This is a genomic window from uncultured Campylobacter sp. (assembly GCF_947255105.1).
In the GTDB taxonomy this organism is placed as follows: domain Bacteria; phylum Campylobacterota; class Campylobacteria; order Campylobacterales; family Campylobacteraceae; genus Campylobacter_B.
The window spans coordinates 111,024-137,336 of sequence record NZ_CAMYFP010000003.1 but is presented as its reverse complement, the minus strand read 5'-3'; the positions used below and the strand labels follow the sequence as shown (position 1 = coordinate 137,336).

The following is a 26,313-nucleotide window of genomic DNA, read 5'->3' as shown; positions in this document are numbered from 1 at the left end:
TTATATATTATTTTTTTAAGTTTAAAAAGTATTTTGTATGGCAGAGCTATTTGAAATTTAAGTAAATTAACAAAACTTATTGCTATAATAATAGTTATTAAAATCGCAAAATAAAGATAAGGGGTTGCTATGTCACAGATAAAAGTTGTCTCAAGGACAAAGGGCAGAGTGCGTCTAAAATCACCTTTGTTTAAAAAAATCTACGAAAAAGAGGTTGCAAAAATTCTAGATGATGAAAATTGTCAGTTGAGATTTAACTACTCTTGCAGCTCTTTAATACTGAGATTTAAAGAAGATAACATCAATCTTTATGATATTGCAATAAAACTCTACACTCTAATGGCAAAGTTATTGCCACCAACAACAAAAGAAAATGAGGCTTGCTGTGAGTTTTGCCCATGCGAATGTAGCGACGCTAAAAAGAAAAATTTTGGCTTAAGGATAGTTGAGTTTGGCTTTATGAGCGCTGTTTGGGTGGCTGTATTTATAAAAGAGCATATTTTACTTACCGCATTTAGCCCACTTTCTCTTGTAGCACTTAGTGCATTGTCGCTCTATTTTGGTAGAGAAATGTTTAAAAAAAGTATCAAAAATATACAAAATAAAAGATTCAATCTTGAAAACTTTGTCTCTATAAGTCTTTTGATAGCGCTTGTTGCAGGAGAGGTTGCAACTGCTTTTGAGATAGTCTATGTTTTGAAAGCAAGCACGCTTTTTGAAGAGATTGCAGCCGATAGATCAAAAAAAGAGATAGCTCATCTAATAAAACTAAACAATAAAAAAGCCTACATTTTAGATGGAGATTTGGAGGTTGAGGTCGATGTTTCAGATATTAAAAAAGATGATATTTTAGTTGTAAGAAGTTTGGAGCAAATCGTTGCAGATGGCACGATAGTAGATGGCAAGGCAGAGATAGATGAGTCCATCATCAACGGAAGAAGTAGCCCAACCTTAAAAAGCATTGGAGATATGGTCTATGCAAATAGCATTGTAGATCGTGGCAGAATATACATAAAAGTTGCTGCAACTGGCGATGAAACCTACATCTCAAGAGTGATGAGCGAAGTTGAAAAACATCTCAAACAAAAGAGCCCAAGCGAGCAAAATGCACAAAAACTTGCAAAAAGAGTTTTGAAAATCGGCTCAATTGCGACATTTTTAACCTATCTCTTTACCTTAAGTCCAGCAAGAGCTTTTGGCGTAATGGTTGTTATGAGTTGTCCTTGCTCAACCGTTCTTGCGGCAAGCTCGGCTGTTAGCAAAGGGATAGCAGAGGGAGCAAAAGAGGGCGTTTTGATAAAGGGTGGCGAGTATCTTGAAAATTTCAAAAGAGCTGAGGTTGTCTGCTTTGACAAAACAGGCACTTTGACAACTTCAACACCTCTTATAAAAGAGTATAAAACTACTTTGAAAGATGATCAGTTTTTTGCCATTTTAGCGGGACTTGAGACAAGAAACACTCATCCATTGGCAGTTAGTATCTTAAACTATGCCAAAAACAGAGACATAACTCCACTAAATATGGAGACAACTATCCATCCTGGCCTTGGAATAAGCTCTAAATTTAACAGAGCTACCTATCTGTTTGGAAACAGAGTTTTTATGGAGCAAAATGAGATAAATTTAAGAGATTTTGCGGCTAATGATTATCTTGACAGGGGCTACTCTGTCTCATATTTGGCAAAGGTTACAAAGAGCAAAAAAGAGGCTTTAGGAGTTGTTGGCTTTGAAAATGAAGAGAGAGCTGGAATTGAGCAGATGTTGAGCAAACTACGATCGCAAGGAGTTAAAAAGCTTGTTGTTTTGAGTGGAGATGAAGAGGTTGTGGCAAATAATTTTGCCAAAAAGTTTGGTTTTGATGAGTATTATGCAAATTTATTGCCCGATCAAAAAGCTAAGATAATTGACAATTTAAAAAAGAATTACTCTGTAGTTGCCATGATAGGTGATGGTGTAAATGATACTTTGGCAATGAGTAGAGCAGATATCTCAGTAAGCTTTGCGAGTGGCGGAAGTACCGCAGCTATCAAAGTTTCTAACATAGCCATAACTGACTCCGATCCTAGAAAGATAACAACTCTTTATGAGCTTAGCAAAAAAGTAAATAGCACAGTTGAGCAAAATTACAAAATAGGAATAGCAACCAACATTTTAGGTGCCGCACTCTCAGCAGTTGGCATAATAGGACCAGCAGGAGCGGGACTTGTTCATATAGGACACACAGTTGCAATACTTGGCAACTCAAGCAGAATTAAATTTATCAATAAAGATGAAATTTAATAATTATTAAGCATGTATTAATCAAAATTATTAGATAATGATAATGTCAAAAGGAGTTGATAATAGATGAAAAGTAGCAGAGTTATTGAAGAGCTTCTTCCATATTTAACTTTGGTTCATAGTAGCCCTGGAAGGCTTAGAGTAAGAGTTTCAAGAGAGCTTAAAAACAGAGCTGGCGAACTCTCCGTTGAAAAAGCTGATGATATCATAGCCAAAATAGATGGCATAAAAGAGGTGAAATTTAACTCGCTAATTGGCTCTATTACCATTCTTTATGATAACGATATCTTTCCAAAAGAGCTTTGGGATGATCTGCTAGCTGGTAGAAATTTAGAAAAGATCTATCAAATTATCGATAGAGAAAGGGGCAAATTTGAAAAATAGTGAGTTAGAACAAATTTACAATCTTGCACTTCAAATCGAAAATAGAGGAATTTCTCTCTATTCGCAGCTAGAAAATGACCCTTTATTTAGTCAAATTGCAACCATTAGAAAAGCTGGTATAAAGCTTTTGGAAAATAGTGCGGCAAATTTCAAATTTAACATCAACAAAGATGAGCAAAATAGCCAAGCTACCGAACTTCCAGAGCCATATTACCAAAAACTTATAGTAGCATTAAATTATGAGATTGAGTTAAATCGTTTCTATGAAAATGCAACCAACAAAGAGTTTGACGAAAAAAGCAAAGATCTTTTCTTTAGACTTTGGGCGACCTCTTATAATGAATATATGAAAGCTCTAGAGGATAGATTAAAAAGTGAATTAAACAATAAGGCAACAACTACTAATAATAACGAGAGCGGCTCTATCAACAAAGAGCCATATCAAAATGCAGCTGATTTTCTTCAAAAAGCTAGCAGAGTTGCAACTGCAAAGGCTAGCAAAGAGGAGATTGAAGCGCTGCTTTTAGATCCAAACTTCTCTTTTTTTAGTGGTCTTGCTGCTGGTGGGCTTGTAGGTGTAGCTATCAAAGAGCTACTTGATGAAGAGAAAAACAATAAGGAGTAAATTATGCCAATTCCATTTTTATTAGGTGTTGCTGTTGGTGGTCTAGCAGTTTATGGATTGAGTAACAGAGGTAAGTTAAAAAGCAAGCTATCTACTGGTGTAGAAAAGGGCAAAGAGGTTGCAGGCGAGATGAAAGAAAAGGCAATCGATACATTTGAAGCTGCCAAAGACGCAACTGCAACTACTCTTAGAAAAACTGCCGATAAGCTTGAGTCTAGCGAAGTTAGTAACAAAAAGAGCACCAAAGCTAAATAGGGCTAGATATGATAAATAATTCTTCTGTAGATGGTGGTTTGATTGCACAACAAAGGCCACTTTTTTCTACTACAAGACTTCCATTTGACAACTTCTTAAGTGGAGGTCTTATTGGTGCGATGGGTGGCTTTGCTTTTAATTATAAAGAGTATGAAGAGAAAAAGATAGATGCCAAAGAGCTTTCAAAAAGAACTTTAAAAGTGACATTAGATGGTGCGATAGTTACTGGATTTGGTATCTATGTGTCCAACATGCTAGTTGAGGGCAAGTTTTTAAATGCAACATTAGGTGCTGCAAGTGGAGTTGCTCTTATGATATTAAATGAAAAATTAATTACAACAAAGGATTAAAATGAACCCATATATAAACACAGATAGAGAACAAAATATCGATACTAAGGGCGACAATCAAGGAATGAGCCAAGCACAAGGTGATTTGAAATATAGCCAAAATCGCTATGCACAAAACAACTCACTCTTTTCAAATTTCTCCCTTTTGCCAAACAACTTTAATACTTCCAACTTTATAACAGGAGTTCTTGTTGGAGCTGGTTTTGCCTATATAATGACAAATGAAAAGGCACAGCAAGCTCTTTTTAAAGCTATTGTTAAGGCTGGAAATTTACTTCAAGCAGGCACTGAAGAGCTGAAAGAGAGATTTGAAGATGCCAAAGCAGAAGTTGATGCAAACAAATAGGCTAAAAGTAGTAAGTCTTGTAGGCAATAGAGTTCGCTTTATTGATGAAGATTTAAATGAGTTTAGCAATAGCAGCCATTTAGAAAAAGAGCTTTTAAATAGCGAAGAGATTATAAATACGAGAGTAAATAAAAAGGCCAAAAGTATCATCATCGAGTTTAACTCTAGTCTTGATAGCGTAAAAAAGATAGTAGAGAACATAAAGATAAGGCAAGAAGAGAGCGAGGAAGTTGCTGTTGATAAGTCAGGAATTTGGCGTTCTTTGTTTGCTCTTGGTGCTAACTACTTTTTAAGAAATCAAAATTTAATGATGTTTACAACTCTTTATGCCTCTTATCCTATCTTAAGAGAGGGAGCTGGGGATTTTATCAAAAATGGACTAACTTCAAAGATGCTTGAGGCTTTGGCTGTTGGAGTAAGTATCGCAAGAAATGATTATAGAGCGGCAAATGCCACTAGCTTGCTTTTAAATATCGGCGAGTATATTGAAGAGAGTACCGTTATAAAGAGTGACAATCTCATAAAAGAGCTAGCCAAGCCAAATGTTAGCAAGGTCTGGATAGAGGTAGAAAAAGAGGGCAAACATCAAGAGCTCTTAATAGACTTTGAAGATCTAAAAGTTGGCGATGTGGTAGTTGTCAATGCTGGCGATAAGATTGCGGTTGATGGGTATGTGCTAGATGGAGTTGCTGATGTCAATCAAGTTAGCATGACAGGAGAGGCGGAGCCCGTAAAAAAGAGTAGAGGCGATAAGGTTATGAGCGGAACTGTCCTAGAGGAGGGCCGCTTAAAGATATGGGCTGAAAGTATCGGCGATGAGACATCTACTTCAAGGATAAAGCAATATATTCAAGCAAGTCTTGATGAGAAGTCAAAGATAGGGCTAAAGGCAACAAAACTTGCCGATAGTTTGGTGCCAGTAACTCTTAGTTTAGCAGCACTTAGCTACCTTATCAACAAAGACACAATGTCTATGGCTGCAGTACTTCAAGCTGATTATTCTTGCGCGCTAAAGCTTGCAACACCAGTTGCTTTTAAGACAAACATTGCAAATGCCGGCAAGGATGGAATTCTCATAAAAGGAGCCAGCGCTATCGAGGCACTTGCCAAGGCAGATACATTTGTTTTTGATAAAACAGGTACTCTAACAAGTGGCAAACTAAAGGTTGCCGAGGTAAACTCTTTTGTGGATAAATTTAGCGATAAGGATCTTTTAAATTTGGCCGCAAGTGCAGAAGAACACTATTTTCATCCTGTTGCTAAAGCTGTTGTAAGAGCTGCCAAAGAGCAAGGCTTTCACCATTTTCACCACGATGAGGTTGAGTTTATCGTAGCACATGGAGTTAAAACTATCATAGATGACAAAGAGGTTCTTATAGGAAGTAGGCATTTTTTGGAAGATGATGAGAATATCTCTTTTAAAGGGCATGAAGATAAGATAAAAGAGTCCCTAAAGAGTGGTTTAGCGCTTCTTTATATAAGTTATGGTGGCAAGCTTGTTGGAACTATTGGAATGGTTGATAGGATAAGAGAGAGCTCCAAAGCGACCATATCTAGACTAAGAGAGTTGGGTGCTAAAGAGATAGTTATGATAACTGGCGATATAGAAGAGAAGGCTAACGAAGTAGCAAAAGAGCTAGGGATTGATAGGGTCTATGCCAACTGTTTGCCAACAGGCAAAGCACAAATCATCGAAGAGCTAAAAAATAGCGGCCGAAATGTAGCCTTTGTAGGCGATGGGATAAATGACGCACCAAGTCTTGTAAAGGCTGATGTTGGAATAAGTATGAAAAAAGGTGCAGATATTGCAGTTGCAAGTGCTGATATAAGTCTTTTAAAAGATGATATAAGTAGCGTTGCAATAGCCAAAGAGATAGCAAATAAAACTATTGTTAAGATTCACAACAACTTTAATGCAACAGTTATCATAAATACAGCTATACTTCTTGGTGCAACCTTTGCAATGCTAGATCCGATAAAAACAGCATTTTTGCACAATGGCACAACTGTTGGGTTGTTGTTAAACTCACTTAAAGGAGTAGATGTTGATAGATGAGATTCAAGGAAAGCTTTTAGATATTGACTTTCAAAGAAAGGTGGCAAAGGTGGGTATGGTTGCCTCTATGGGGCTACTTTGTGCGACCTCTTTTAACTTGCAAGGTAGAGGTTCAAAAAATATTCACACCATTTCTGGTATCGCGCTTGTTGGTTTTAGTCTTTGGCATGCGATGCTCTATGAGACTCCATATGCGAGATATCTAAGCAATAAGACAAAAAGTCACAAAAGAGAGAAGAGAGAGAAGAGCCACAAAGAAAAAGAAGCCGAGATATGAAAGAGCAGATCTCTTTAAAAAAGGCTACGCCAAAAGATGTTGATATTATTTTGTATTTTATAAGGGCAATTGCCAAGTATGAAAAGCTCTTAGATAGGGTAAAAGCTACAAAAGAGGGACTATATGAGAGCATTTTCATAAAAAAAGCCTGTGAAGTTTTGCTTGCTTATAGCGGTCAAAAGGCAGTTGGCTTTGCTCTTTATTTTTTTAACTTCTCTACATTTGAGGGAAAAAGAGGTCTTTATTTAGAAGATATTTTTGTAGAAGAGGAGTATAGAGGAGAGGGAATTGGCAAGATGTTTTTTAAGGAGCTTGCAAAGATTGCCCTAAAGGAAGATTGCGCTAGGATGGAGTGGGTCTGCCTTGACTGGAATAAAAGCTCAATTGACTTCTATCTAAGTCTTGGTGCCAAGGCGATGAGTGGCTGGAGTGTTTATAGAGTTGAAAAAGAGGGTATAAAAGCACTAGAAGCAAGGCTTTGCTGTGAGTGAAATTTATCTTATTTCCAACACTCAAAGTAGCGATCCAAGCATAAACAATCTTGCAGTTTGTGCAATACATTTCAATAAATTTACTCTTGATATCTCTAAATTTCAATCACTTATTGTAACTTCCAAAAATGCCATAAATGCACTCATCTACAACAACATTAAGATAGATCCAAGTTTAAAAACCTACTCAATAGGCGAGGGCAGCCTTAAGGCCTGCAAAGAAGCTGGACTAAAGAGAGTTTATCTTGCCAAAAATTCTCACGGAAGAGAGTTTGCCTATGAGATAGAGCCACTTTTAGGAGATGAAAAAATTCTATATATAAGTGCCAAAGTGACGCTTTCAGGGCTACTTGATATCTTAAAAGAGAAAAACATAACTCACATTGTAGGCTATGAAAATAGATGTTTAAATTTGGAGCCATCTAAAAAGCCACCAAAAAACTCTATTCTCATCTTTACATCGCCCAGAAATTTAGAGTGTTTTGTAGAAAACTTTGGCTGGGACGAGAGCTATAGGGTAGTTAGCATAGGAGAGACAACAAGTAGATATCTAAAAAAATATTGCAAAGATATCTCTCAAAGCGCCACTCAGACATTGGATGAGTGCATAAAGCTAGCCAATAGCCTAAATTTAACTAAATGAGAATTATAAAAACAGCCATTTAAACGTGAATTTAAGAATATTACATTATAATTAACGTTGCCTGGATGATACGATAGTGTTTCTATGAGGGTCCAACATTTAGTATAGAGCGACGATGTGGCTGCTTGGTGAGATGTGGTCTTGCTTTTGGGCTGATTGCAACCTAAAAAGTGGCTCTACTCGCAAGATTGGCTTTAACGGGCCGAATCTTTTTACACACCGGTCATCTGGGTTATCTTCTTATTTGGAGCTTAAATTTGAATGTTTTAATTGTTGGAAGTGGCGCAAGAGAGTATGCGATAGCTAGAAGATTGAAGCAAGATAGCGGCGCAGTTAAACTTTATTTTAGTCCTGGCAATGGCGCTAGTGCCAAACTTGGTCAGAATTTAAAGATAGATAGTTATGAAGAGCTTGCAAACTATGCAAAACAAAACAATATAGAGCTAACAATAGTAGGTCCTGAAGCACCATTGGAGGCGGGGATTGTTGATATCTTCAAAAAGCACAATCTTTTGATTTTTGGTCCTACCAAAAAAGCGGCGATGTTAGAGAGTAGCAAAGCCTATATGAAGGACTTTTTGACAAAATACGGTATAAAAACTTCCAAATACCTAAATAGCACAAATTTAGATGAGATAGATGAGTTTATAGATAAATTTAGAGATGATGAAAAAATTGTCGTAAAGGCAGATGGGCTTTGTGCAGGCAAGGGCGTCATAATTGCACAAAACAAAAAAGAGGCAAAAGAGGCAGCTAAAGAGATGCTTGAGGGAAGTTTTGGCGACGCTGGCAAAAAAGTTGTAGTTGAGGAGTTCTTAGATGGGTTTGAGCTTAGCTTTTTTGCAATATGCGATGGTAAAAACTTTGTCTCTCTTCCAGCAGCGCAGGATCACAAGAGATTAAAAGATGGCGACAAAGGGCCCAATACAGGCGGTATGGGAGCTTATGCGCCAGCACCACTAGCAACTAAAGGGCTTATTAAAACAATAGAAAAAGAGATTGTTGCAAAAACTCTTGATGGTATGCAAAAAGAGGGTGAGCCTTTTTGCGGAGTTTTGTTTGTAGGAGTTATGGTTGTTGATGGGGCGCCTTATGTGCTAGAGTTTAATGTAAGATTTGGCGATCCTGAGTGCGAAGTTTTAATGCCACTTATTAAAGGCAACTTTACAAATATCTTAAAAGACGCAGCAAAAGGGGAGCTAGAAAAGATAGAGATTAGTGATGAGTATGCAGCTGGAGTTGTAATGGCTAGTCAAAATTATCCATACAAAAGCTCACCAAAAGAGCCAATTTTCATAGAAGAAAACGACATAAAAGGTCACATTTGTTTTGGCGGAGTTAGCTTAGAAGATGGCAAACTTTTAGCAAGTGGCGGAAGAGTTTTGGTCTGTGTTGGGATTGGAAAGAGCATAAAAGAGGCTGTTAGCAACGCCTATCAGCTTTGCAATAAGGTGAAATTTAAAGGTGCCATTTATAGAAAAGATATCGCTTACCAGGCATTAAAAGATGAGTGAAGAGCCAAAAAAAATAGCAAGTTTTACTAAAAGAGGCATCTCTTTTTTGATAGATGAGGTTGTTGTAACTACCCTTTTTTTGATGGCTTTTTGGGGAGAGATCTCTTCTAACGTCTATAACGAAGAGATTTTGACCAAGTGGATGGCAGCTCACATGTCCTATCTTATCTTTTTAAGAGTTATCTACCAAACATTTTTTATCTGGTATTATGGAGCAAGTGTTGGAAAGCTAGCTTGCAAGATTGTCTGCCTAAACTTAAATGGAGAAAAGCCTACATTTACGGAGTCTTTGATAAGAGCTAGTGTTAGGACTTTGGACTATTTTATCTTTTATACAAATTTTATCGTAGCTTTTTTCAATCCAATGCGACAAACTCTACATGATATGCTTGCAAGAACCGTGGTTGTAGATGCTAATTAGGACGATAGTTATATTTTTTTTCTCAATAACATTTAGTTTTGCCTACCTGCAAGATGCAGAGCTTATGGCAAGAAAGATTACTAAAAATGGTGATATAGTGCAGATGAGCGGCGATGTTGTGCTCTATTCTACTGGATATTTTTTAAGAGCAAATAGTGCAATTTACGATGAAAAAAATGAGATTTTAGAGCTTTTTGGCGATATTAGTATCATCAAAGATAGTAATGAAATTTTACAAGCCAACTACCTAAAACTAGATCTCAAAAACAAAAAAGAGCAGATAAAAGACTCTTTTTTGCTAGATCAAGCAGCTGAGCTTTGGATACGCTCTAATGTGCTTTGTAGTGACGATAAATTTTACAATCTCAAAAACTCAACCGTTTCAAGTTGCAACATCACAGATCCTGACTGGAAGATCAAATTTAGCAGCGGCAAGTTAAACAAAGAGAGCAAATTTGTCCATCTTTTTAACAATTTTTTCTTTGTAAAAAGTATCCCTGTTTTGTATCTTCCATATTTTGGCTTTCCAACTGACAAAACTAGAAGAAGTGGGCTTTTGATACCAGAGTTTTCCTACTCTAAGGGAGATGGTCTTTACTACAAACAGCCGATTTATTTTGCACCACAAAAAAGTTGGGATCTACAAATCGATCCGCAAGTTCGCACTAGACGTGGCGCTGGAGTTTTTGGGACATTTAGATTTGTGGGTTCGCCCTACTCATATGGCGAGATTAGAGGTGGGATTTTAGAAAATAGCTCTAACTATATCAAAGAGAATTCCTACAAAAACAGAAAGAACTATGGATATGAGTTTTATTACAATCAAAGCAAACTTTTTGGCTATCTAAACGAAGATATAACAAATGAAAATTTACTGATAGATTTCAAGTATCTAAACGATTTGGGTTATTTTAGCCTCAAAGAGAAAAATAGTGAAAACAAAGATCCACTTATCAAATCAAAACTAAACTACTATATGGCTAGCGATGAGGACTATCTTGGCCTCTATGCAAGATACTATCTTGATACTAGAAAGCTAAATGGCGACTATCCCTACAAAAACAGAGATACCACTTTGGAGTTGCCGACATTACACTATCATAAATTTAAAACGCCACTCTTTTTACCAAATCTCATCTACTCTACTGATCTAAAGATACACAACTACACAAGAGAACTTGGGGTCAATGTAAGGCAGTATGAGTTTGATTTTCCGCTCTCTTACAATTTTTTACTCTTTAAAGACTATCTAAATTTGGAGCTAAAAAACACTCTTTATACAACTGGAGTTGAGTATATTGACAACTACGAATACAAAGATAAGTTGTATAGAAAAAGAGCGCAAAGTTATGCACATCAACATTTTAGTATCTCTCTTAGCAGCGATCTTGCAAAGCCATATAGGAGCTTTTATCACACACTTTCGTTAAAAACTACTCTAAATTTGCCAGGTCTTGATGAGGGCGATATTGATGAGAGGATTTTTAAACCTCATGTCTATGAAAGAGATAGAAAAAATGGTAATATATCACTACCGGCTCTAAAAAACAGAGCAGATGATCTCTATTATGAAGATAACTTTATCATAAAAGCTGGCAAAGAGTTTAACGATAAGATAGCTGATGTTGAGCTTGGTGAGTATTTTTTTGATAAAGAGGGCAAAAAAAGAGTAAGACATGGTATGAAGCAGGGCTATAATTTGGATGAAAAAGAGCTAAAAAACTTTAAGCATATTTTGGATTTTTATCTTGAAGATGGCATAACTGTAGGCAATTGGTTTGAGTATAACTACAAATTTAAAGAGCTTAGCAAGTCGCAAACCTACTTTAAATTTCACAATCCAAAGCTAACCACTTGGCTATCTCACAGCTACTCCAAAGAGAGAAAAAGCTATGATGATAAGGTTATTAATAGGTCAAATTTTCTTATTTTTGATGGTAGCACAAAGGTTACAAATGCTAACACTCTTTTTACTAGAGTAGAGTATGATTTGGAAGAGGAGTATCTAAAGATGTATAGAGTTGGGCTAACTCATAGTAGAAAATGTTGGAACTTTACACTCTTTTTTCAAGAGAATATAGAGCCAAAGACTACAAACAAGCCACGTTATAGAGTTGCCAAAAAAGATCAAGGGGTCTATCTTTTTGTAAATTTCTATCCATTTGGCGGAGTCAATTATGACTATCTTAAAAGCAGGGATAATTGGAGTTATTGATGGTAGAGAGAAAAAAACTTATGTTTAAAGATCAACTTGATGCAGCTGCTAAACTTTATGATATTTTGCCTACTCAAGAGCTTATAGCAAAAAAACCGATATTGCTCTGCTCATCTCTTGACTCTATAATAATTGCCGATTTTATAGCAAAGAGATTGAAGTTAAGCTATGAGATACTTTTTAGTGAGAAAATTTTTGCACCACAAAACAGTGAGTGTATCATAGCCATGGTTAGTGAAACTGAAGAGATAGTTATGATAGAAGAGCTTGTAGAGGCTTTTGATATAAGTTATGACTATATTTTTGGCGAGAGCTTTAGAAAATATGAAGAAAAAATTTTAAAAAATATATACAAATACAGAAAAGGAAGGTCGATAGAGTCTCTCAAAAATAGACATATATTGTTGATTGATGATGGTTGTGAAACTGGAATTACCGCATTGGTTTGTATCAAAACAACTCTTGGGCTTGATGTAAAGTCCATCTCATATGCAACTCCTATGATTGCTAGTGATGTTCTAAAAAGCCTAAAGTCAGTTTTTGATCAAATTTATGCGGTTAATAATATCTTAAATTTCGTAGCTGTTGATTTTTACTACGAAAATAAGATTCCTTTCAATCCCGAAGAGTCTATAGCTTTGCTTGAAGAGAGCCCATATTACCTACCTTTACAAAAAGAAGGAGAGACACATGCAGTGTAGTATAGAAGTAAATAACAATGTTGAGATATTTGATCTTGACAAGGTAGCAAAACAAGCAGCTGGCGCTGTTTGGATGAGAGTAAAAAACAGTGTTGTTTTGGCAACTGTTGCAAGAGATGAGGAGATGGTAGAGGAGGATTTTTTGCCTCTAACTGTCCAATATGTAGAAAAAGCTTATGCAGCGGGCAGAATTCCTGGTGGATATATCAAAAGAGAGACTAAGCCGGGAGATTTTGAGACCTTAACTTCAAGAATAATTGATAGAAGCTTAAGACCGCTCTTTCCAAAAGGCTATGCCTATCCAACTCAGATTGTAGTCTATGTTTTATCAGCAGATCCAGAGGTAGATCTTCAAGTAATGGCGCTAAATGCAGCAAGTGTAGCACTTTATCTTAGTGATATTCCTGTAAATGCGCCTGTTTGTGGAGTTAGAGTTGGATGTATCGATGATAAATTTGTTTTAAATCCTACAAACTCAGAGTTAAAAGAGAGCTCGCTTGATCTCTATGTTGCGGGTGTGAAAGATGAGCTTTTGATGATTGAGATGAGATCAATTCCTCAAGTCCAAAACGACATCATTCCTGTTGTAACTATGATGACACCGATGATTGATCCAACCATCTCAGGCGGCATTGACAATCTCCAACATATGAATGAGTTTAATGAAGATCTTGTTTTAGAGGCAATTGAGTTTGCAAGCAAGGCGATACTTAATGGAAGCAATGCTTATAAAGAGGCATTTTCAGAGTGCAGAAAAACTCCTGCAGAGCTTGAGCTAAAAGCCGAAGTTGCAAACGAAGATATAGCTTTGTATATTGATAAATTTTATAAAGATGAGGTTAAGTTTGCTATCAACCAAATGGCAAAGAGCGAAAGAGCAGGAGAGCTTAAAAAGATAGTTCATGAGATCTTAAGTGACGATATTGCAAAAGAGCAAGAGTGGGACGAAAAGACAATCTCATCAGTGCTTGACAACTATAAACGAGGCGTTGTTAGAACTCAGATTATAAATGAACAGATAAGAGCCGATAGCAGAGGCCTAAAAGAGGTAAGACCAATTACAATAGAGACAAATTTATTGCCAAATGCACATGGAAGTTGTCTTTTTACTAGAGGTCAAACTCAAGCTTTAGTAGTTGCAACTCTTGGAACAGATAGCGATGCGCAACTAAGCGATAGTCTAACTCAAAAAGAGAGTGTTGTAGAAAACTTTATGTTTAACTACAACTTTCCTGGCTTTTGTGTTGGTGAGGCAAGCCCTTTAAGAGCTCCTGGACGAAGAGAGTTAGGACATGGAAATCTAGCTAAAAGAGCTTTACTTCCTAGCTTTCCACAAAACTCACCATATGTAATAAGACTTGTAAGCGAGATATTGGAGTCAAATGGCTCAAGCTCAATGGCTAGTGTATGCGGCGGCTCTTTGGCGCTAAAAGCTGCTGGAGTTGAGAGTTTGAAGCTTGTTGCAGGTATTGCGATGGGACTTATTTTTGAGGGAGATAAACACGCCATATTAACAGACATTATGGGACTTGAAGATCATGATGGAGATATGGACTTTAAGGTAGCTGGAAGCCTAGATGGCATAACAGCACTTCAGATGGATATCAAGCTTGGCGGAATTAGCAAAGAGATCTTAAAAGAGGCTCTATATCAGGCAAAAGAGGGAAGAGAGCATATCTTAAAAATTATGGAAGACGCAGCAGAGCAGATCAAAATCAATGAAGAGGTTCTTCCAAAGTTGGAGCTATTTAGCGTAGATCCTAGCAAAATTGTAGATATCATCGGTCAAGCTGGAAAAACTATAAAAGAGATTATTGATAAATTTGATGTTTCGATAGATCTTGATAGAGATAAGGGCGAAGTTAAGATTTCTGGTGGCAATCAAAAAAATGTGAAGGCTGCAAAAGAGTATATCATCGAGATAACTCAAAAAGAGCCACGAGGCGGTAGCTTTAAAAAAGGCAGACGTGAAGTTAGAAAAGAGCCTAAATTTGAGATTGGAGAGGAATTTAACGGAGAGGTTAAAAAGGTAGTTGATTTTGGTGCATTTATTAGCCTAAGAGATGGTGTAGATGGACTGCTTCACATCTCACAGATAAAAGAGCCACTAACTGAAGGTCAGTTTGTAAAGGTTAAAGTTAGAGAGCAAAAAGGCAATAAGATTTCACTAGAGTTGGCAGAGTAATGTTGAATATTTTTTCATAAATAGTTAAAATAGCATTATAATTTAAGTAAAGGATGGTCATGGAGATTAAAAAGATATTTTTCCCAATAGGTGGAGGAGATGAGCTAAGAGAGAGAATTTATGGTGCTTTGCTTGTAAATAAGTGGTTTGGTTCGCATATGAGCATTGTTGCTTGCCAACTAGATCCAGCTACCATTTACAACGTTCGTATGACTCTTCGTGGTGGAGTTCTTTTTGATGAATTTTTAAGATCAGCCAATGAAGAGCTTAAAGAGGAGCAGGAAAATAATGTCAGGATATTTAAGGAGGAGTGTGCAAAGGTTGGCATAGAGGTTAGTGAAAATCAACTTGTCCCAAATAGCGCCTATCTAAGAAACATCACAGGTATTAGAAGTGAGATAGTTGAAAAACACTCAAAGTATTGTGACTTGGTAGTTGCAGCAGTTCCGCCAACAGGCAAAATAACCGGCACATTTGAGGCCGCTGTTTTAAAAAGTGGCAAATCTTGCATAGTAATCCCACGTGAGATGAAGAAATTTAATCCTGAAAACATCTTAGTGAGCGTTACAGGAAGTGCTGTTAATTCAAGAGCACTTACCAACTCTATTCCGATACTAAAAAGAGCCAAAAGAATTCACTGCATAACTGCAAGACACTATCTTCAAGAGAGCGTTGAAGAGACTATTGGAAGAGTTAGAAACTATCTTGCGATACACGGCATTACAGCGGCTACTTATGAGCTTGTAGAGACAGATGGAAAGATACCTGGACAAGTTTTGCTTGAGACTGCTCAAGATGGAAAGTTTGACTTAATAGTTACAGGTATGGAGGAAGATAGCGGATTTAGAGAGGTATTTTTGGGCGGAACTTCTACATATTTTCTTAAAAATACAGATATTCCTGTCTTTATGTAGTGATATAAAAAGAGGTTTAGCGACCTCTTTTTTCAAATTTAACCTTCTTAGATTTTGAAATTTAAAAGCTGAAATTTAACTTTTTGTTTGTTGAATTTAAACTTTCAAATTTAGACTTTTTAGCTTTAAAAATTTTAGCTTCTAAGTAACCTTTCCAGACTTTCCAAATTAACATTTTTTATCTATTGAATTGCTTTTTAAATTTGAGTTTGAAATTTAACTTTTTGTCTATCACAGCACTTTTTGGATATGAGTTTCTTTATAACTTAAAAGAGGAGTGATATAGGTGGGTTTTTAGAGAGTAAAGCTTTAAATTTGAGTGATTTTATTTTATTCTTTTTAGTAATTGCCATTGCGGTTTGCAAAATAATGGAGTTTGCAAAATGTTTTTAAAGATAAGAGAGCTCGCTTTTAGTTTTGGCAACAAAGAGCTTTTAAATGGGCTAAATTTAGAATTAAAAAAAGGAAGCAAAATTGCCATAGCTAGAGAAAATGGAAGTGGCAAAAGCACTTTTTTGGATATTTTAGCAGGAGTTAAAGAACCAACTAGCGGAGAAATTGAGAAGAGTTTAAATTTAAAGATTGGTTATTTTTTGCAAAATTCAAATGATTGGTTTTAGCGCCAACTGTGCTTGGTGATGTTGTTTTTACGCCACTTATAGAGGGAGTTTGCAAAGAAGAGGCTAAAGAAAGGACACATTTATTGCTAGCTAAATTTCAAGTTAGTCATCTTGAGAGTTGGCTCTATCAGGCAACTATCTGGCGGAGAAAAAAGGCTGTAGCACTTGCTGGATTTTTATGAGTAGTTATGATATTTGTCTACTTGATGAGCCATTTAATGGACTAGATAGAGAGAAAATAGCTGTTTTAAATGAGCTTTTAGAAGGGAAAACTTGCACACAATCACAAAAGAGCTTTTTGCTAAATTATAGCTTTTTAGAGTAGAAAGAGAGTTTAAATTTGGCAAGTTTTAGAAACTATGTCCCAAAACTTGCATTTTTTATTATTAAATTTGACTAAATTTAAGAAACTCATCAATTAGTTCAAGCTGTTTTTCGACACTCTCATTTGCCGTTCCACCATAACTTTTCCTAGCCTCTTTTGAGTTAAAGAGATCAAGCGCCAAAATAGCCTCGGTATCTGCCTCTTTATAGACATTTTTTAGCTCTTCAAGAGTTAGCGCACTTAGATCTTTGCCAAGCTCTTCAGCCAAAGCAACACACCTTCCAGTTATAAAATGCGCCTCTCTAAAAGGAACGCCCTTTTGTCTAACCAAATAATCAGCCAAGTCAGTAGCGCTTAAATGCCCCTTTTTGCAGGCATTTAGCATAATATCTTTGTTAAATTTGATATTTTTTAACATCTCTGTTAGGATAATCAAGCTCTTTTTTGCCTCAAAAACACTATCAAAAACTCCCTCTTTGTCCTCTTGCATATCTTTGTTGTATGCTAGTGGCAAGCTTTTCATAGTTGTAAAAAGTGCCATTAAGTTTCCATAAGCTCGTCCTGTTTTGCCTCTGATGAGCTCGGCAACATCGGGATTTTTCTTCTGTGGCATTATGGAACTTCCTGTAGAAAACTCATCGCCAATAGTTATATATCCAAACTCAGCGCTAGACCAAAGGATAAGCTCTTCGCAAAGTCTTGAAGTGTGCATAAAAACTACAGCTATATTAAAAAGTATCTCAAGCGCAAAATCTCTATCACTTACAGAGTCCATTGCATTGGGAGTGGGCGCGTCAAAGCCTAGCTCTTTGGCGCAAAAAAAGCGATCTATTGGGTGAGGGGTTCCTGCAAGTGCTGCACTTCCAAGTGGAGAGAGATTGTTTCTTTTGTAGCTTGAGTTAAATCTCTCAAAATCTCTTTTAAACATAAAAGCATAGGCAAGTAGATAGAAAGCTAGACTAACTGGCTGGGCATGTTGAAGGTGAGTAAAGCCTGGCATTAGACTATCTTTATGGTTAGATGAGATGGTTTTTAGAGTTTTGATAAGCTCCAATAAGAGCTTTGCTATATTTAGGTTTTCTTTCATTACAAAGCTTCTAAAATCCAACGCAACTTGGTCATTCCTACTTCTTGCAGTGTGAAGCTTGCCGCCTATCTCTTTGCCAACTATCTGACTAAGCCGCCTCTCAACTGCCATATGGATATCTTCATCTTCTATATTCCATCTGAATTTATCCTCTTTTATCTCTTGCAAGATAGTATCTAGCCCATCAATGATAGCTTTTGCCTCATCTTTGGTTATGATCTTTTGGTTAGCCAACATCTGCGCGTGAGCCTTTGAGCCGGCTATATCTTCGTTAAATAGAGCCTTGTCAAAGAGTATCGAAGCGTTGAACTCTTCAAGGAGCTTGCTGCTTTCTTTGTGAAATCTTCCCTGCCACATTTTTTCCATTGTTTTTCCTTATCTGATTTTTTTGTAATAAAAAATAATTATAGATAAAATTATTAAAAATAGCCCAACATATCTATTGAAGCCAAAATAATTTATAAAATCTTTTGAATTTTTATCAAAGAGTATTGTTATTGGAGCTCTGCCATCTACCCTTAACTTAAGTTTGCCGCCCTTATATGCATCTGTTTGGAGCTGAATTAAATTTAAATTTACGCTTTTTATCTCTGTGTTTTTTAAGAAATTTGTGCTGTAGCTGTAATTTTTGACTATATCGTTGCAGTTTTTTGGCATAAAAAAGATTTGATAGCTCTTTTTTGGCTCGATAAGTAGTTTCTCGCCACCACTTACTACAAAATATGGAAGATGCGGAGTTTTTGTCTTAAAATCCCACTCGATAGTTTTTTTTATGCCATCTTGCAGGTAGTTAAATTTGGCTCTATATGTTTTGCCAAACTCAAGCACATCTTCGTGAAAAAGGGCAAATTGTCTGCTATTAAAGAGAGAATTTGGATCATTTTTTTTACTCATCAAAAAAGAGTTTGGAAGCTTTCCTTTATCGCTAAATAGCTCAAAACTAACCACTTCTACGCTACTTTGGCTTGGATGAAACTCGATACTAACTGGATTGGCGCTGATTTTGCAAAGTGGGAATGGATCTGGCATCTCATTGCCAAAAAAAGCTTGAGCCTTTTTGTTTGGAAAGAGTATGGCATTTGTAGCACTTAATCTTTCAAAGAGAATAAATCTTTCGTGATCTAGCCTTAAATTTCTGTTTTTGCAAAAGCCCAAATTTACCTTTTTGTGCCTGCCATCATCTACTCCTTTTTTGCAAAAATCCTCGATAAAAGAGTTTCCCATATTATAGACATAGGTTATCTCATCGCCCTTTCTAGCACTTCCAAAGCCAATTGTGTTGGTGTTGTAGTTTAAAAATGCAAATCTATGATAGATAGCACTAAGAAGCGCATCTATGGAGCTGTTGTAATTTGGCTCATTAAAGGAGATGTTTTCTTTGACATATCTTGACTGATATCCGGCACCTATCGCTCTATCTTGCGGTGTTTTGCCACTAAAACCATCAAAAGAGCTCTCTTCGTCGTGGGCTAAAGAGTTATTTAGAGAGCCTTTGTTTAAAATGAGATAGTTTGCATGAGCAGCAGCACTTTGACTGAGCCTGTTTTCTAAACTAAAAGATGACAGGCCGCTTTGGTTTCTTACTCTATTTAGATAGATAAGTGGCTCATCATACTCTCCATAATCAACATCTGGAGCGGTTGGCAACTGGTAGTTTTCATCGTCGCAACCGCATAAAAAAAGTAGCAAAAAAATTAATAATATCCTAGAGTTTAGGACCTGCTTTGGCAAACATTACCCCCTCTTTGACATCTTCATATCGGTTAAAGTTCTCTACAAACATCTTTGCAAGTCTCTCTTTGGTCTTTGTAAAGAGCTCTTTGTCTTGCCATGTGTTTATTGGATTTAGAAGCTTTGTTTCAACGCCATTTAGGGATTTTGGTATCGCTATGTTAAATTTATCGAAGTTTTCAAACTCGCACTTTAATATACTTCCATTAAGTATGGCATCTATGCAAGCTCTAGTTGCTTTTATACTCATTCTTTTGCCAACGCCGTAAGCTCCGCCGCTCCAGCCGGTATTTACAAGATAGACATTTACATTGTGTTTTTCTATCTTTTCGCCAAGTAGCTTTGCATAGACTGTTGGGTGAAGTGGCATAAAAGGCTCTCCAAAGCAAGCGCTAAAGGTAGCAACAGGCTCTGTTATGCCTCGCTCTGTTCCTGCAACTTTGGCAGTATAGCCACTTAGGAAATAATACATCGCCTGCTCTTTTGTTAGTTTTGATACAGGTGGTAGGACGCCAAAGGCATCGGCGGTTAAAAAGATGATGTTTTTTGGATGTGGCGCCATGAGATCTTTTTTGTGATTTTTGATATGTTCTATAGGATAGCTAACGCGCGTATTTTCAGTCTTTGAGCCGTCACTAAAATCAACATTGCCATTTTTATCCATAGCTACATTTTCCAAAAGCGCATCTTTGGTTATGGCAGCATAAATTTCAGGCTCACTTTTTGGATCTAAGTTTATACATTTGGCATAGCAGCCACCCTCAAAGTTAAATATCCCATCATCGTCCCAACCATGCTCATCATCTCCTATTAAAGCTCTAGCTGAGTCTGTAGAAAGAGTTGTCTTTCCAGTGCCGCTAAGTCCAAAAAATAGCGCTGTATCGCCATCTTTGCCAACATTTGCTGAGCAGTGCATTGAGAGTTTTCCCTCAAGCGGCAACCAGTAGTTCATCATAGAAAAAATTCCCTTTTTCATCTCGCCGCCATACCACGTGCCACCTATCACAGCTACATTCTCCTCTACATTAAAGACAACAAAAACTTCTGAGTGCAAGCCATCTTTTTTCCACTCTTCATTTACGCATTTGCATGCATTATAGACTACAAAATCTGGGCTAAATTTCTCTAACTCCTCTTTTGTTGGGCGGATAAACATATTTTTTACAAAATGTGCCTGCCACGCTACTTCTGTTACAAATCTAACATTTTTTCTGCTTTTTAGACTTGCACCGCAATATGCATCTTGGATATAAATTTCTTTATTGGATAGCTGTTTTTTTGCTTTGTTTAGAAGCTTTTCAAAGAGCTCTTTGGTTATTGGTTGATTTATCTTTCCCCATGAGATAAATTTTTTGCTTGGATCTTGCTTTACAAAGTATTTGTCTTTGGGACTTCTTCCTGTAAAGATACCAGTATCTACAGCAAATGTTCCATTGGCGCTAACTCTTCCCTCTTTGTTTTTGACCTCATGTTCAAAAAGCTCATCATAGCTTAAGTTGTGATAAACTTTTTTAATGTTTTTAAGATCTAGTTTATCGAATTCATTTGGCATAACTTATCCTTTTTTATAGTATTTTAAATGCTAAATTATATCAGATTGGACTTATCAACTCTATAAATTTACTTTATTGTTGCGATGTTATCGCCAGCCTCAACTGTCTGTCCAACCTCTACAAAAATCTCTTTAATAGTGCCTGACTTTGGTGCAACTATCTCTATCTCCATCTTCATAGCCTCAAGCACGATAATTGGGCTATCTTTTTTGACCTTATCGCCTGCTTTATATAGTATCTTAAAGACATTGCCAGGAAGCTCAGATATGACAGAGATCTCATCGTTTTCATGCTCGCCGCCACTTACTATCGGAGCTGCTTCTGATGGTCTTGAAAAGGCGCTTTGTGTGCTTTGCTTCTCTTTTGCTTCACATTTTTTAACCTCAAAGTCATCTTTTGAGATCTTAACTTCATATTTTTTGTTATTTACCATCACAACGTAGTTTTCTATAGATAGAGTTTGTGCTTTTTTGGACTCTGCTTTTGTAGAAGTCTCGCCCTTTCTAACCATTACTTTGCCATTGCCCTTTAAATACTCCAGTCCCTTTTCTTTGCAAGCAAGTAGGATAAAGATATTTTCATCATTGACATTGAGATTGTTTTCTTGAAGTATTTTTGTAGCATAAGAGATGCTTTTTGTCTCATCTTCGTTGGCTATCTCCATTGCATTTCTAGTTGTAGGCTCTAGTTTTAGCTGTTTTTGTGCAAGCTCGATAATCTTTTTATTAGCTTTTGTAGGAGTTTTGCCAAAGTATCCAAGCACCATTTTGCCATAGCCTTCAGAGATCTTATTCCATTTGCCAAACATCACATTGTTAAATGCTTGTTGGAAGTAAAACTGACTAACAGGTGTTACGCTCGTGCCATAACCTCCCTTTTCTACAACCTCTCTCATCGCCTCTATTACAGCTGGAAATTTATCTAAGATATTGTTATCTCTCATCATCTGAGTGTTGGCAGTCAAAGCACCGCCTGGCATCGGAGAGAATGGGATAATTGGGTTTACCTGTATTGCTTCAGGTGGTAAAAAATACTCTTTTAAGCACTCTTTTAGTCCATTTTCATACTTTAGAATTTTTTCAATCTCTAGTCCGCCAAGATCATAGTTTGTTCCCTTTGTTGCATGCAACATAGTAAGGATATCTGGCTGGCTTGTTCCGCCACTTACAGGAGCAGCTGCTAGATCTATACCATCAACTCCTGCCTCAAGTGCTGCTTGATAACATGCCACGCTAACTCCGGCAGTTTCGTGAGTGTGAAGTCTTATGTGGGTATTTGATGGTAGTTTTGCCCTTGCCATTTTGATTGTTTCATAGACCTTTTTTGGGCTACTTGTGCCACTTGCATCCTTAAAACAGATACTATCAAAAGGAATCTCAGACTCTAAAATATCCTCAAGCACCTTTTGATAGAAGGCTGCGTCATGCGCTCCATGACAGTTTGGCGGAAGATCCATCATAGTTATTACAATCTCATGTTTTAGTCCATATTTTTTGATACATTCGGCGCTAAATTTCAGATTGTTGATATCATTTAGTGCATCAAAATTTCTTATAGTAGTTGTGCCATGCTTTTTAAAGAGTTTTGCGTGAAGATCTATCATATCAGCACTACCTGTATCAAGCGTGACTGTATTTACACCACGGCTTAGAGTTTGAAGATTTGCCTCATCTCCTACAATCTCTCTAAATTTATCCATCATAGTAAAGGCATTTTCATTTAGATAAAAAAACAGACTTTGAAATCTAGCTCCACCTCCAAACTCAAAGTGCGTTATACCCGCCTCTTTTGCCATAGAAACGGCAGGCATAAAATCATCCATAAGAACTCTTGCGCCAAAAACTGATTGAAAACCATCTCTAAAGGTGGTATCCATAACATCTATAAATTTCTTAGCCATAAAATCTCCTTAATATCTTTTTTGATTGTTGGTTGATAGTTGTAGATATCACGACAGATAGATAGCTTAAAATAAATTATCTCTATAAAAAAAAGTGGTGATATTACAATTAGAAAGTCTTTTAAATTTGGTAAGACTATTTTAAAAGGGTCTTTGTTTGGTCTAAAGCTACCATTTTTAAGCTGCGTGTTTTTTATGCTAATATCCATAAATTTGCACTAAATAAAGCTAAATTTGATAAGTTTTTAACTACAAAAAAGAGATGCAAAGTCACTCCTTAAGACTCAATTTAAATATAGAGGCTATTTTAGCTAATTTTTCATAAAAGAACTAAAATAAAAAGAAAAAGAGAGAAATTTAAGAGTTAAATTTGACTATAAAATCTCTATCTATCTTTTGATTAAGAATTTTTATATAAAATTCAAAACCAATTTTATTAAAGGAAATTTATGAGTCATCTTTTTACAAATCTTGCAAAAGTTATCTTTATCTTAATCTTTTCTCTAAATTTAGGAGCAAAACAGATAGAAGAGGGCAGAGACTATTTAGTTTTGAAAGAGCCCTTTTTAGATGCCAACTCAACTATGATAGAAATTTTTAGCTATGACTGTCCATTTTGTTATAGATATGATCAAAATATCACTTCTACGATAATGAGCGCATTTTTGGATATGAGATATGAGCCTATACATCTGCAAGATAAACCACTGTATGGAAAAGCGGCAAGTAGATTGCTTGCTGTTATGTTGATGCTTGATAGAGATGATGATATAAATTTATTTAGCGATGAGTCTAAATTTAAAAGAGCTAAAATGAAGCTCTATAATGCCTATCACAACAGAAGCTTTAGTGCAAAAGAGGTAGAGAGTGCAGAAGCTATCTTTAGAAATATACTTCAAGAGCTAGGTGTTGAGCTAGATGAGTATGAAAAGCTAAAAAACGATGAAAAAGTTTTGGCTATTTTGGATAGTTGGAATAACGAAAGAGTCTATGAGGCTGTTAAGTTGCAAGGAATTCCAGCTTTTATTGTAGATGGTAAATATCTCATAAAAACCGCTGCTGTTGGTGGGATTGATGATATGATAGAGCTGATAAAAGAACTTATAGAGCTTTCGAAGCGAGTTGTTGGAGAGCATAATTTTTTAAATTTAAACAAATCCAAAGAATTCAAATAGTAAAATTGCCTGTTTAGAGTTTGGAGTAGGGGCATTGAACCGAAAAGAGCTTTAAAGACTATATTTTAAAGGATTTTTTATGAAAAGAGTTATTCTTTTTGTTTTGGCACTTTCTGCTTTTGCTTTTGCTGGCGATATAGAGAGTAGTGAGATGTTGGCAACTTATACAACATTGGCTTCATATTCATTTATAGCAGCCGCTTTTGTTTTGGGTGTTCCAGCTCTTGGTGGAGCTTTGGCTATGGGAAATACATCAGCTGCTGTAATTAGCGGAATTGCTAGAAACCCAGGCGTTGGAAGCAGACTTACAACTACAATGTTTATCTCTTTGGCGATGATTGAGGCTCAAGTTATCTATGGTCTTGTTATTGCACTATTGTTGCTTTATGCAAACCCACTTATAACAAAGACAATTGGAGCTGTTGTAGCCTAAGTGTATTCGGACCCATTTTTTGGGTTCGGCTTTTTTGCGATCATGGTGGAACTGGTAGACACGCTATCTTGAGGGGGTAGTGAGCCACGCTCGTGCGAGTTCAAGTCTCGCTGATCGCACCATCTTATATTTAATTTCTTATAGTTTTAGTTTATTTAAATTTATATCTTATATTTAAGTATTTTAGGTGATAAGAGATTATGATAGATGTCACATTTTAAAAGTGATATTTATATTAGTTGGGGTTTTGCTTATATCTCACTATCTTGTACTTGGGAGTGGGACAAATTACTATAAATTTAGATATAACTACTTTGTAAATTTTATTTCATTTTCTTCATTGCTCTTTATTTCGCTATATTACAAAAGATTTTTTTGGTATATTGCTTTTCCTTATATTGTAATTCTTAGTTTTTGGGCACCAATTGGTCTTGTGCATGGAAGAATTTCTCTTTGGTATTTTATGGCTATTTGGGCAACATATGGTAGTGAGGTAAATGAGTTTTTTCAAAATATACCATATGACTATTTTATCTATTCAGCTCTTTGTATTGTTTTTGTAGTGCTATTTAGAAAGCTTTTGGCAAAAGAGAGTATAAATTTAAAGGTCAAGAAACCACTTTTTATCTTTGCGATAATCGCCTTTATACCAACTATATTTGCAAAAAATGCACCACTTTATACAATTACAGATGGCGTTATTTACTTTAACTCTTCATATCAAGAGATGAAAGAGCTTAAAAAACCACTTCAGAGTAGTTGGAAGATAGTAAAAGTTGAGCCAAGATATAAAAACTATGTTGTAGTTATCGGTGAGAGTGCAAGGAGAGACTATCATCATGTATATGGATCCCGCTAGAAAATACTCCATTTTTAGATAGTGTAAATGGTCTTTTTGTGGATGGTTTTAATAGTGTTGGTCTAAATACAATTCCATCGCTTAGTTGGGCGTTGGCATACCCAGATAGTAGCAATGGCTATAAGCAAAATATAGCAAACAATATAGTAACTCTCTCTACTCTTGCAGGATATGAGACCTATTGGCTATCCAATCAAGGTTTTATGGGTCAAAATGACACACCAATTACCAAAATGGCAAAAAATGCAAATCACCTTTTCTTTTTAAAAAGTGTTGATTATGATAGCAAAAATAGCTTTGATTTTGAACTTTTGCCCAAATTTAAAGAATTTTTAACTACCAAAAGCGATAAAAATAGAGTATTTTTTCTACATCTTATCGGCTCACACCCTAGTTTTTGTAACAGAATTCCAAGAAAGCTATATGTAAAAAATAAAGGTAGAAAAGATATCAATATCTACTGTTACTTAAAAACTATTGAGCAAACTGATAGTTTTTTAAAAGAGCTTTATGGTATTTTGAACAAAAATTACAAAGATAATAATGAGAGTTTTTCTATGATATATTTCTCAGATCATGGACTTACTCACCGAGTTAAAAAGGGAGAATTGAGTTTAGCAATAAATTCATCTATAGCCGCAAAAGAGCATTTTGCAGTTCCACTAATAAGGTTATCAAGTGATGATGTTGGTCGTAAATTTGTAAAAAATAGAAGCTATGGCAACTACTTTGCCCAGAGTTTTGCAAAATGGACAGGCATAACTACATCTAACATAAAAATAACTAATGATATTTTTGAGCCAATAGAGCAAAAAGATATCATAGACATTGATAAAAATTTCATAAAAAGTAAAAAACCAGATAGCGCAAAGGTTATTGAGAATTTTAATTGATATATCAATAGATATTTAACTACTTTCTAAATTTAAAATATTTTTATTATATGTTTAAGTTTCTTTTCGATACCATAGGG

28 protein-coding genes and 1 tRNA gene are annotated in these 26,313 nt (G+C 36.0%); 24 read left to right on the top strand and 5 right to left on the bottom strand.

Annotation, left to right across the window (positions count from 1 at the left end):
* Positions 1-129 precede the first annotated feature (129 nt).
* The 19 genes from Q0X52_RS03080 (at position 130) to Q0X52_RS02990 (ending at position 16,602) form a co-directional block, all read left to right on the top strand.
* Positions 130-2,280, top strand: coding sequence for a cation-translocating P-type ATPase (locus tag Q0X52_RS03080; RefSeq protein WP_297574726.1), 2,151 nt, complete (start codon positions 130-132; stop codon positions 2,278-2,280).
* 66 nt (positions 2,281-2,346) lie between these two features.
* Entirely contained in the window at positions 2,347-2,664 is a 318-nt protein-coding gene (locus Q0X52_RS03075; protein WP_297574725.1) for an HMA2 domain-containing protein, read from the top strand.
* Positions 2,654-3,289, top strand: coding sequence for a hypothetical protein (locus Q0X52_RS03070; protein ID WP_297574723.1), 636 nt, complete (start codon positions 2,654-2,656; stop codon positions 3,287-3,289). Before Q0X52_RS03075 ends, Q0X52_RS03070 begins: the two co-directional genes overlap by 11 nt.
* Positions 3,290-3,292: 3 nt before the next feature.
* Positions 3,293-3,544, top strand: coding sequence for a hypothetical protein (locus Q0X52_RS03065; RefSeq protein WP_297574721.1), 252 nt, complete (start codon positions 3,293-3,295; stop codon positions 3,542-3,544).
* 8 nt (positions 3,545-3,552) lie between these two features.
* Positions 3,553-3,894 carry a Cys/Met metabolism pyridoxal-phosphate-dependent enzyme gene (locus Q0X52_RS03060; protein ID WP_297574719.1) on the top strand — a complete coding sequence of 114 codons (342 nt, stop codon included), beginning with the start codon at positions 3,553-3,555 and terminating at the stop codon, positions 3,892-3,894.
* Position 3,895: 1 nt separating this feature from the next.
* Positions 3,896-4,240, top strand: a complete 345-nt coding sequence (locus Q0X52_RS03055) for a YtxH domain-containing protein (RefSeq protein ID WP_297574717.1) — start codon at positions 3,896-3,898, stop codon at positions 4,238-4,240.
* On the top strand, positions 4,227-6,296 hold the full coding sequence (locus tag Q0X52_RS03050; protein ID WP_297574715.1) for a heavy metal translocating P-type ATPase: 2,070 nt from the start codon (positions 4,227-4,229) through the stop codon (positions 6,294-6,296). The genes Q0X52_RS03055 and Q0X52_RS03050 overlap by 14 nt, the downstream gene beginning before the upstream one ends.
* Entirely contained in the window at positions 6,283-6,573 is a 291-nt protein-coding gene (locus Q0X52_RS03045) for a helicase (RefSeq protein ID WP_297574714.1), read from the top strand. The genes Q0X52_RS03050 and Q0X52_RS03045 overlap by 14 nt, the downstream gene beginning before the upstream one ends.
* Positions 6,570-7,064 carry a GNAT family N-acetyltransferase gene (locus Q0X52_RS03040; protein ID WP_297574711.1) on the top strand — a complete coding sequence of 165 codons (495 nt, stop codon included), beginning with the start codon at positions 6,570-6,572 and terminating at the stop codon, positions 7,062-7,064. Before Q0X52_RS03045 ends, Q0X52_RS03040 begins: the two co-directional genes overlap by 4 nt.
* Complete coding sequence (locus Q0X52_RS03035) at positions 7,057-7,707, top strand: uroporphyrinogen-III synthase (protein ID WP_297574709.1); 651 nt, start codon at positions 7,057-7,059, stop codon at positions 7,705-7,707. The genes Q0X52_RS03040 and Q0X52_RS03035 overlap by 8 nt, the downstream gene beginning before the upstream one ends.
* Positions 7,708-7,964: 257 nt before the next feature.
* Positions 7,965-9,221: a phosphoribosylamine--glycine ligase gene (gene purD / locus Q0X52_RS03030; protein ID WP_297574707.1), complete on the top strand. Its 1,257-nt coding sequence runs from the start codon at positions 7,965-7,967 to the stop codon at positions 9,219-9,221.
* A complete protein-coding gene (locus Q0X52_RS03025; RefSeq protein ID WP_297574705.1) occupies positions 9,214-9,642 on the top strand; it encodes an RDD family protein in 429 nt (142 codons plus the stop codon). Before purD ends, Q0X52_RS03025 begins: the two co-directional genes overlap by 8 nt.
* Entirely contained in the window at positions 9,632-11,857 is a 2,226-nt protein-coding gene (locus tag Q0X52_RS03020; protein WP_297574703.1) for an LPS-assembly protein LptD, read from the top strand. The genes Q0X52_RS03025 and Q0X52_RS03020 overlap by 11 nt, the downstream gene beginning before the upstream one ends.
* Complete coding sequence (locus Q0X52_RS03015; protein ID WP_297574701.1) at positions 11,857-12,558, top strand: phosphoribosyltransferase family protein; 702 nt, start codon at positions 11,857-11,859, stop codon at positions 12,556-12,558. The genes Q0X52_RS03020 and Q0X52_RS03015 overlap by 1 nt, the downstream gene beginning before the upstream one ends.
* On the top strand, positions 12,548-14,743 hold the full coding sequence (locus Q0X52_RS03010) for a polyribonucleotide nucleotidyltransferase (protein WP_297574698.1): 2,196 nt from the start codon (positions 12,548-12,550) through the stop codon (positions 14,741-14,743). The genes Q0X52_RS03015 and Q0X52_RS03010 overlap by 11 nt, the downstream gene beginning before the upstream one ends.
* A gap of 59 nt (positions 14,744-14,802) precedes the next feature.
* Positions 14,803-15,657, top strand: coding sequence for a universal stress protein (locus Q0X52_RS03005; RefSeq protein ID WP_297574696.1), 855 nt, complete (start codon positions 14,803-14,805; stop codon positions 15,655-15,657).
* Positions 15,658-16,040: 383 nt separating this feature from the next.
* The gene (locus tag Q0X52_RS03000; RefSeq protein ID WP_297574694.1) at positions 16,041-16,277 is read left to right on the top strand and encodes an ATP-binding cassette domain-containing protein; all 237 of its coding nucleotides are present in this window, start codon (positions 16,041-16,043) and stop codon (positions 16,275-16,277) included.
* An 8-nt stretch (positions 16,278-16,285) separates the two neighbouring features.
* Complete coding sequence (locus Q0X52_RS02995) at positions 16,286-16,459, top strand: hypothetical protein (RefSeq protein WP_297574692.1); 174 nt, start codon at positions 16,286-16,288, stop codon at positions 16,457-16,459.
* The gene (locus Q0X52_RS02990; protein ID WP_297574690.1) at positions 16,456-16,602 is read left to right on the top strand and encodes a hypothetical protein; all 147 of its coding nucleotides are present in this window, start codon (positions 16,456-16,458) and stop codon (positions 16,600-16,602) included. The genes Q0X52_RS02995 and Q0X52_RS02990 overlap by 4 nt, the downstream gene beginning before the upstream one ends.
* A gap of 61 nt (positions 16,603-16,663) precedes the next feature.
* Here the strand turns inward: Q0X52_RS02990 and argH are convergent, their stop codons facing one another.
* From argH to Q0X52_RS02965, 5 genes are all read right to left on the bottom strand, one after another.
* Complete coding sequence (gene argH / locus Q0X52_RS02985; RefSeq protein ID WP_297574688.1) at positions 16,664-18,055, bottom strand: argininosuccinate lyase; 1,392 nt, start codon at positions 18,053-18,055, stop codon at positions 16,664-16,666.
* Positions 18,056-18,064: 9 nt separating this feature from the next.
* Positions 18,065-19,420 (bottom strand): CAP domain-containing protein, encoded by a 1,356-nt coding sequence (locus Q0X52_RS02980; RefSeq protein ID WP_297574686.1) that lies wholly within the window; start codon positions 19,418-19,420, stop codon positions 18,065-18,067.
* On the bottom strand, positions 19,395-20,972 hold the full coding sequence (gene pckA / locus Q0X52_RS02975) for a phosphoenolpyruvate carboxykinase (ATP) (protein WP_297574684.1): 1,578 nt from the start codon (positions 20,970-20,972) through the stop codon (positions 19,395-19,397). Before pckA ends, Q0X52_RS02980 begins: the two co-directional genes overlap by 26 nt.
* Positions 20,973-21,040: 68 nt before the next feature.
* Complete coding sequence (locus Q0X52_RS02970) at positions 21,041-22,873, bottom strand: biotin/lipoyl-containing protein (protein WP_297574682.1); 1,833 nt, start codon at positions 22,871-22,873, stop codon at positions 21,041-21,043.
* Positions 22,855-23,082, bottom strand: a complete 228-nt coding sequence (locus tag Q0X52_RS02965) for a hypothetical protein (RefSeq protein WP_297574680.1) — start codon at positions 23,080-23,082, stop codon at positions 22,855-22,857. The genes Q0X52_RS02970 and Q0X52_RS02965 overlap by 19 nt, the downstream gene beginning before the upstream one ends.
* Positions 23,083-23,322: 240 nt before the next feature.
* Between Q0X52_RS02965 and Q0X52_RS02960 the strand changes: the two genes are divergently transcribed.
* From Q0X52_RS02960 to Q0X52_RS02940, 5 genes are all read left to right on the top strand, one after another.
* Positions 23,323-24,048 (top strand): DsbA family protein, encoded by a 726-nt coding sequence (locus tag Q0X52_RS02960; protein WP_297574678.1) that lies wholly within the window; start codon positions 23,323-23,325, stop codon positions 24,046-24,048.
* A 79-nt stretch (positions 24,049-24,127) separates the two neighbouring features.
* Positions 24,128-24,481, top strand: a complete 354-nt coding sequence (locus tag Q0X52_RS02955) for a F0F1 ATP synthase subunit C (protein ID WP_297574676.1) — start codon at positions 24,128-24,130, stop codon at positions 24,479-24,481.
* A gap of 36 nt (positions 24,482-24,517) precedes the next feature.
* Positions 24,518-24,603 (top strand) — tRNA-Leu (locus tag Q0X52_RS02950).
* A gap of 65 nt (positions 24,604-24,668) precedes the next feature.
* Entirely contained in the window at positions 24,669-25,340 is a 672-nt protein-coding gene (locus tag Q0X52_RS02945; RefSeq protein ID WP_297574674.1) for a hypothetical protein, read from the top strand.
* 38 nt (positions 25,341-25,378) lie between these two features.
* Positions 25,379-26,233 carry a sulfatase-like hydrolase/transferase gene (locus tag Q0X52_RS02940; protein WP_297574672.1) on the top strand — a complete coding sequence of 285 codons (855 nt, stop codon included), beginning with the start codon at positions 25,379-25,381 and terminating at the stop codon, positions 26,231-26,233.
* Positions 26,234-26,313 lie beyond the last annotated feature (80 nt).

Coding starts and splice junctions, on each gene's coding strand:
- Q0X52_RS02955 (WP_297574676.1), top strand. CDS start 24,128: ATGAAAAGAGTTATTCTTTTTGTTTTGGCACTTTCTGCTTTTGCTTTT.
- Q0X52_RS03065 (WP_297574721.1), top strand. CDS start 3,293: ATGCCAATTCCATTTTTATTAGGTGTTGCTGTTGGTGGTCTAGCAGTT.
- Q0X52_RS02960 (WP_297574678.1), top strand. CDS start 23,323: ATGAGTCATCTTTTTACAAATCTTGCAAAAGTTATCTTTATCTTAATC.
- Q0X52_RS03075 (WP_297574725.1), top strand. CDS start 2,347: ATGAAAAGTAGCAGAGTTATTGAAGAGCTTCTTCCATATTTAACTTTG.
- Q0X52_RS03020 (WP_297574703.1), top strand. CDS start 9,632: ATGCTAATTAGGACGATAGTTATATTTTTTTTCTCAATAACATTTAGT.
- Q0X52_RS03000 (WP_297574694.1), top strand. CDS start 16,041: ATGTTTTTAAAGATAAGAGAGCTCGCTTTTAGTTTTGGCAACAAAGAG.
- Q0X52_RS03010 (WP_297574698.1), top strand. CDS start 12,548: ATGCAGTGTAGTATAGAAGTAAATAACAATGTTGAGATATTTGATCTT.
- Q0X52_RS03045 (WP_297574714.1), top strand. CDS start 6,283: ATGTTGATAGATGAGATTCAAGGAAAGCTTTTAGATATTGACTTTCAA.
- Q0X52_RS02965 (WP_297574680.1), bottom strand. CDS start 23,082: ATGGATATTAGCATAAAAAACACGCAGCTTAAAAATGGTAGCTTTAGA.
- Q0X52_RS02970 (WP_297574682.1), bottom strand. CDS start 22,873: ATGGCTAAGAAATTTATAGATGTTATGGATACCACCTTTAGAGATGGT.
- Q0X52_RS03015 (WP_297574701.1), top strand. CDS start 11,857: ATGGTAGAGAGAAAAAAACTTATGTTTAAAGATCAACTTGATGCAGCT.
- Q0X52_RS03050 (WP_297574715.1), top strand. CDS start 4,227: ATGCAAACAAATAGGCTAAAAGTAGTAAGTCTTGTAGGCAATAGAGTT.
- Q0X52_RS03040 (WP_297574711.1), top strand. CDS start 6,570: ATGAAAGAGCAGATCTCTTTAAAAAAGGCTACGCCAAAAGATGTTGAT.
- Q0X52_RS03055 (WP_297574717.1), top strand. CDS start 3,896: ATGAACCCATATATAAACACAGATAGAGAACAAAATATCGATACTAAG.
- Q0X52_RS03025 (WP_297574705.1), top strand. CDS start 9,214: ATGAGTGAAGAGCCAAAAAAAATAGCAAGTTTTACTAAAAGAGGCATC.
- Q0X52_RS02990 (WP_297574690.1), top strand. CDS start 16,456: ATGAGTAGTTATGATATTTGTCTACTTGATGAGCCATTTAATGGACTA.
- Q0X52_RS03080 (WP_297574726.1), top strand. CDS start 130: ATGTCACAGATAAAAGTTGTCTCAAGGACAAAGGGCAGAGTGCGTCTA.
- argH (WP_297574688.1), bottom strand. CDS start 18,055: ATGGAAAAAATGTGGCAGGGAAGATTTCACAAAGAAAGCAGCAAGCTC.
- Q0X52_RS03060 (WP_297574719.1), top strand. CDS start 3,553: ATGATAAATAATTCTTCTGTAGATGGTGGTTTGATTGCACAACAAAGG.
- pckA (WP_297574684.1), bottom strand. CDS start 20,972: ATGCCAAATGAATTCGATAAACTAGATCTTAAAAACATTAAAAAAGTT.
- Q0X52_RS03005 (WP_297574696.1), top strand. CDS start 14,803: ATGGAGATTAAAAAGATATTTTTCCCAATAGGTGGAGGAGATGAGCTA.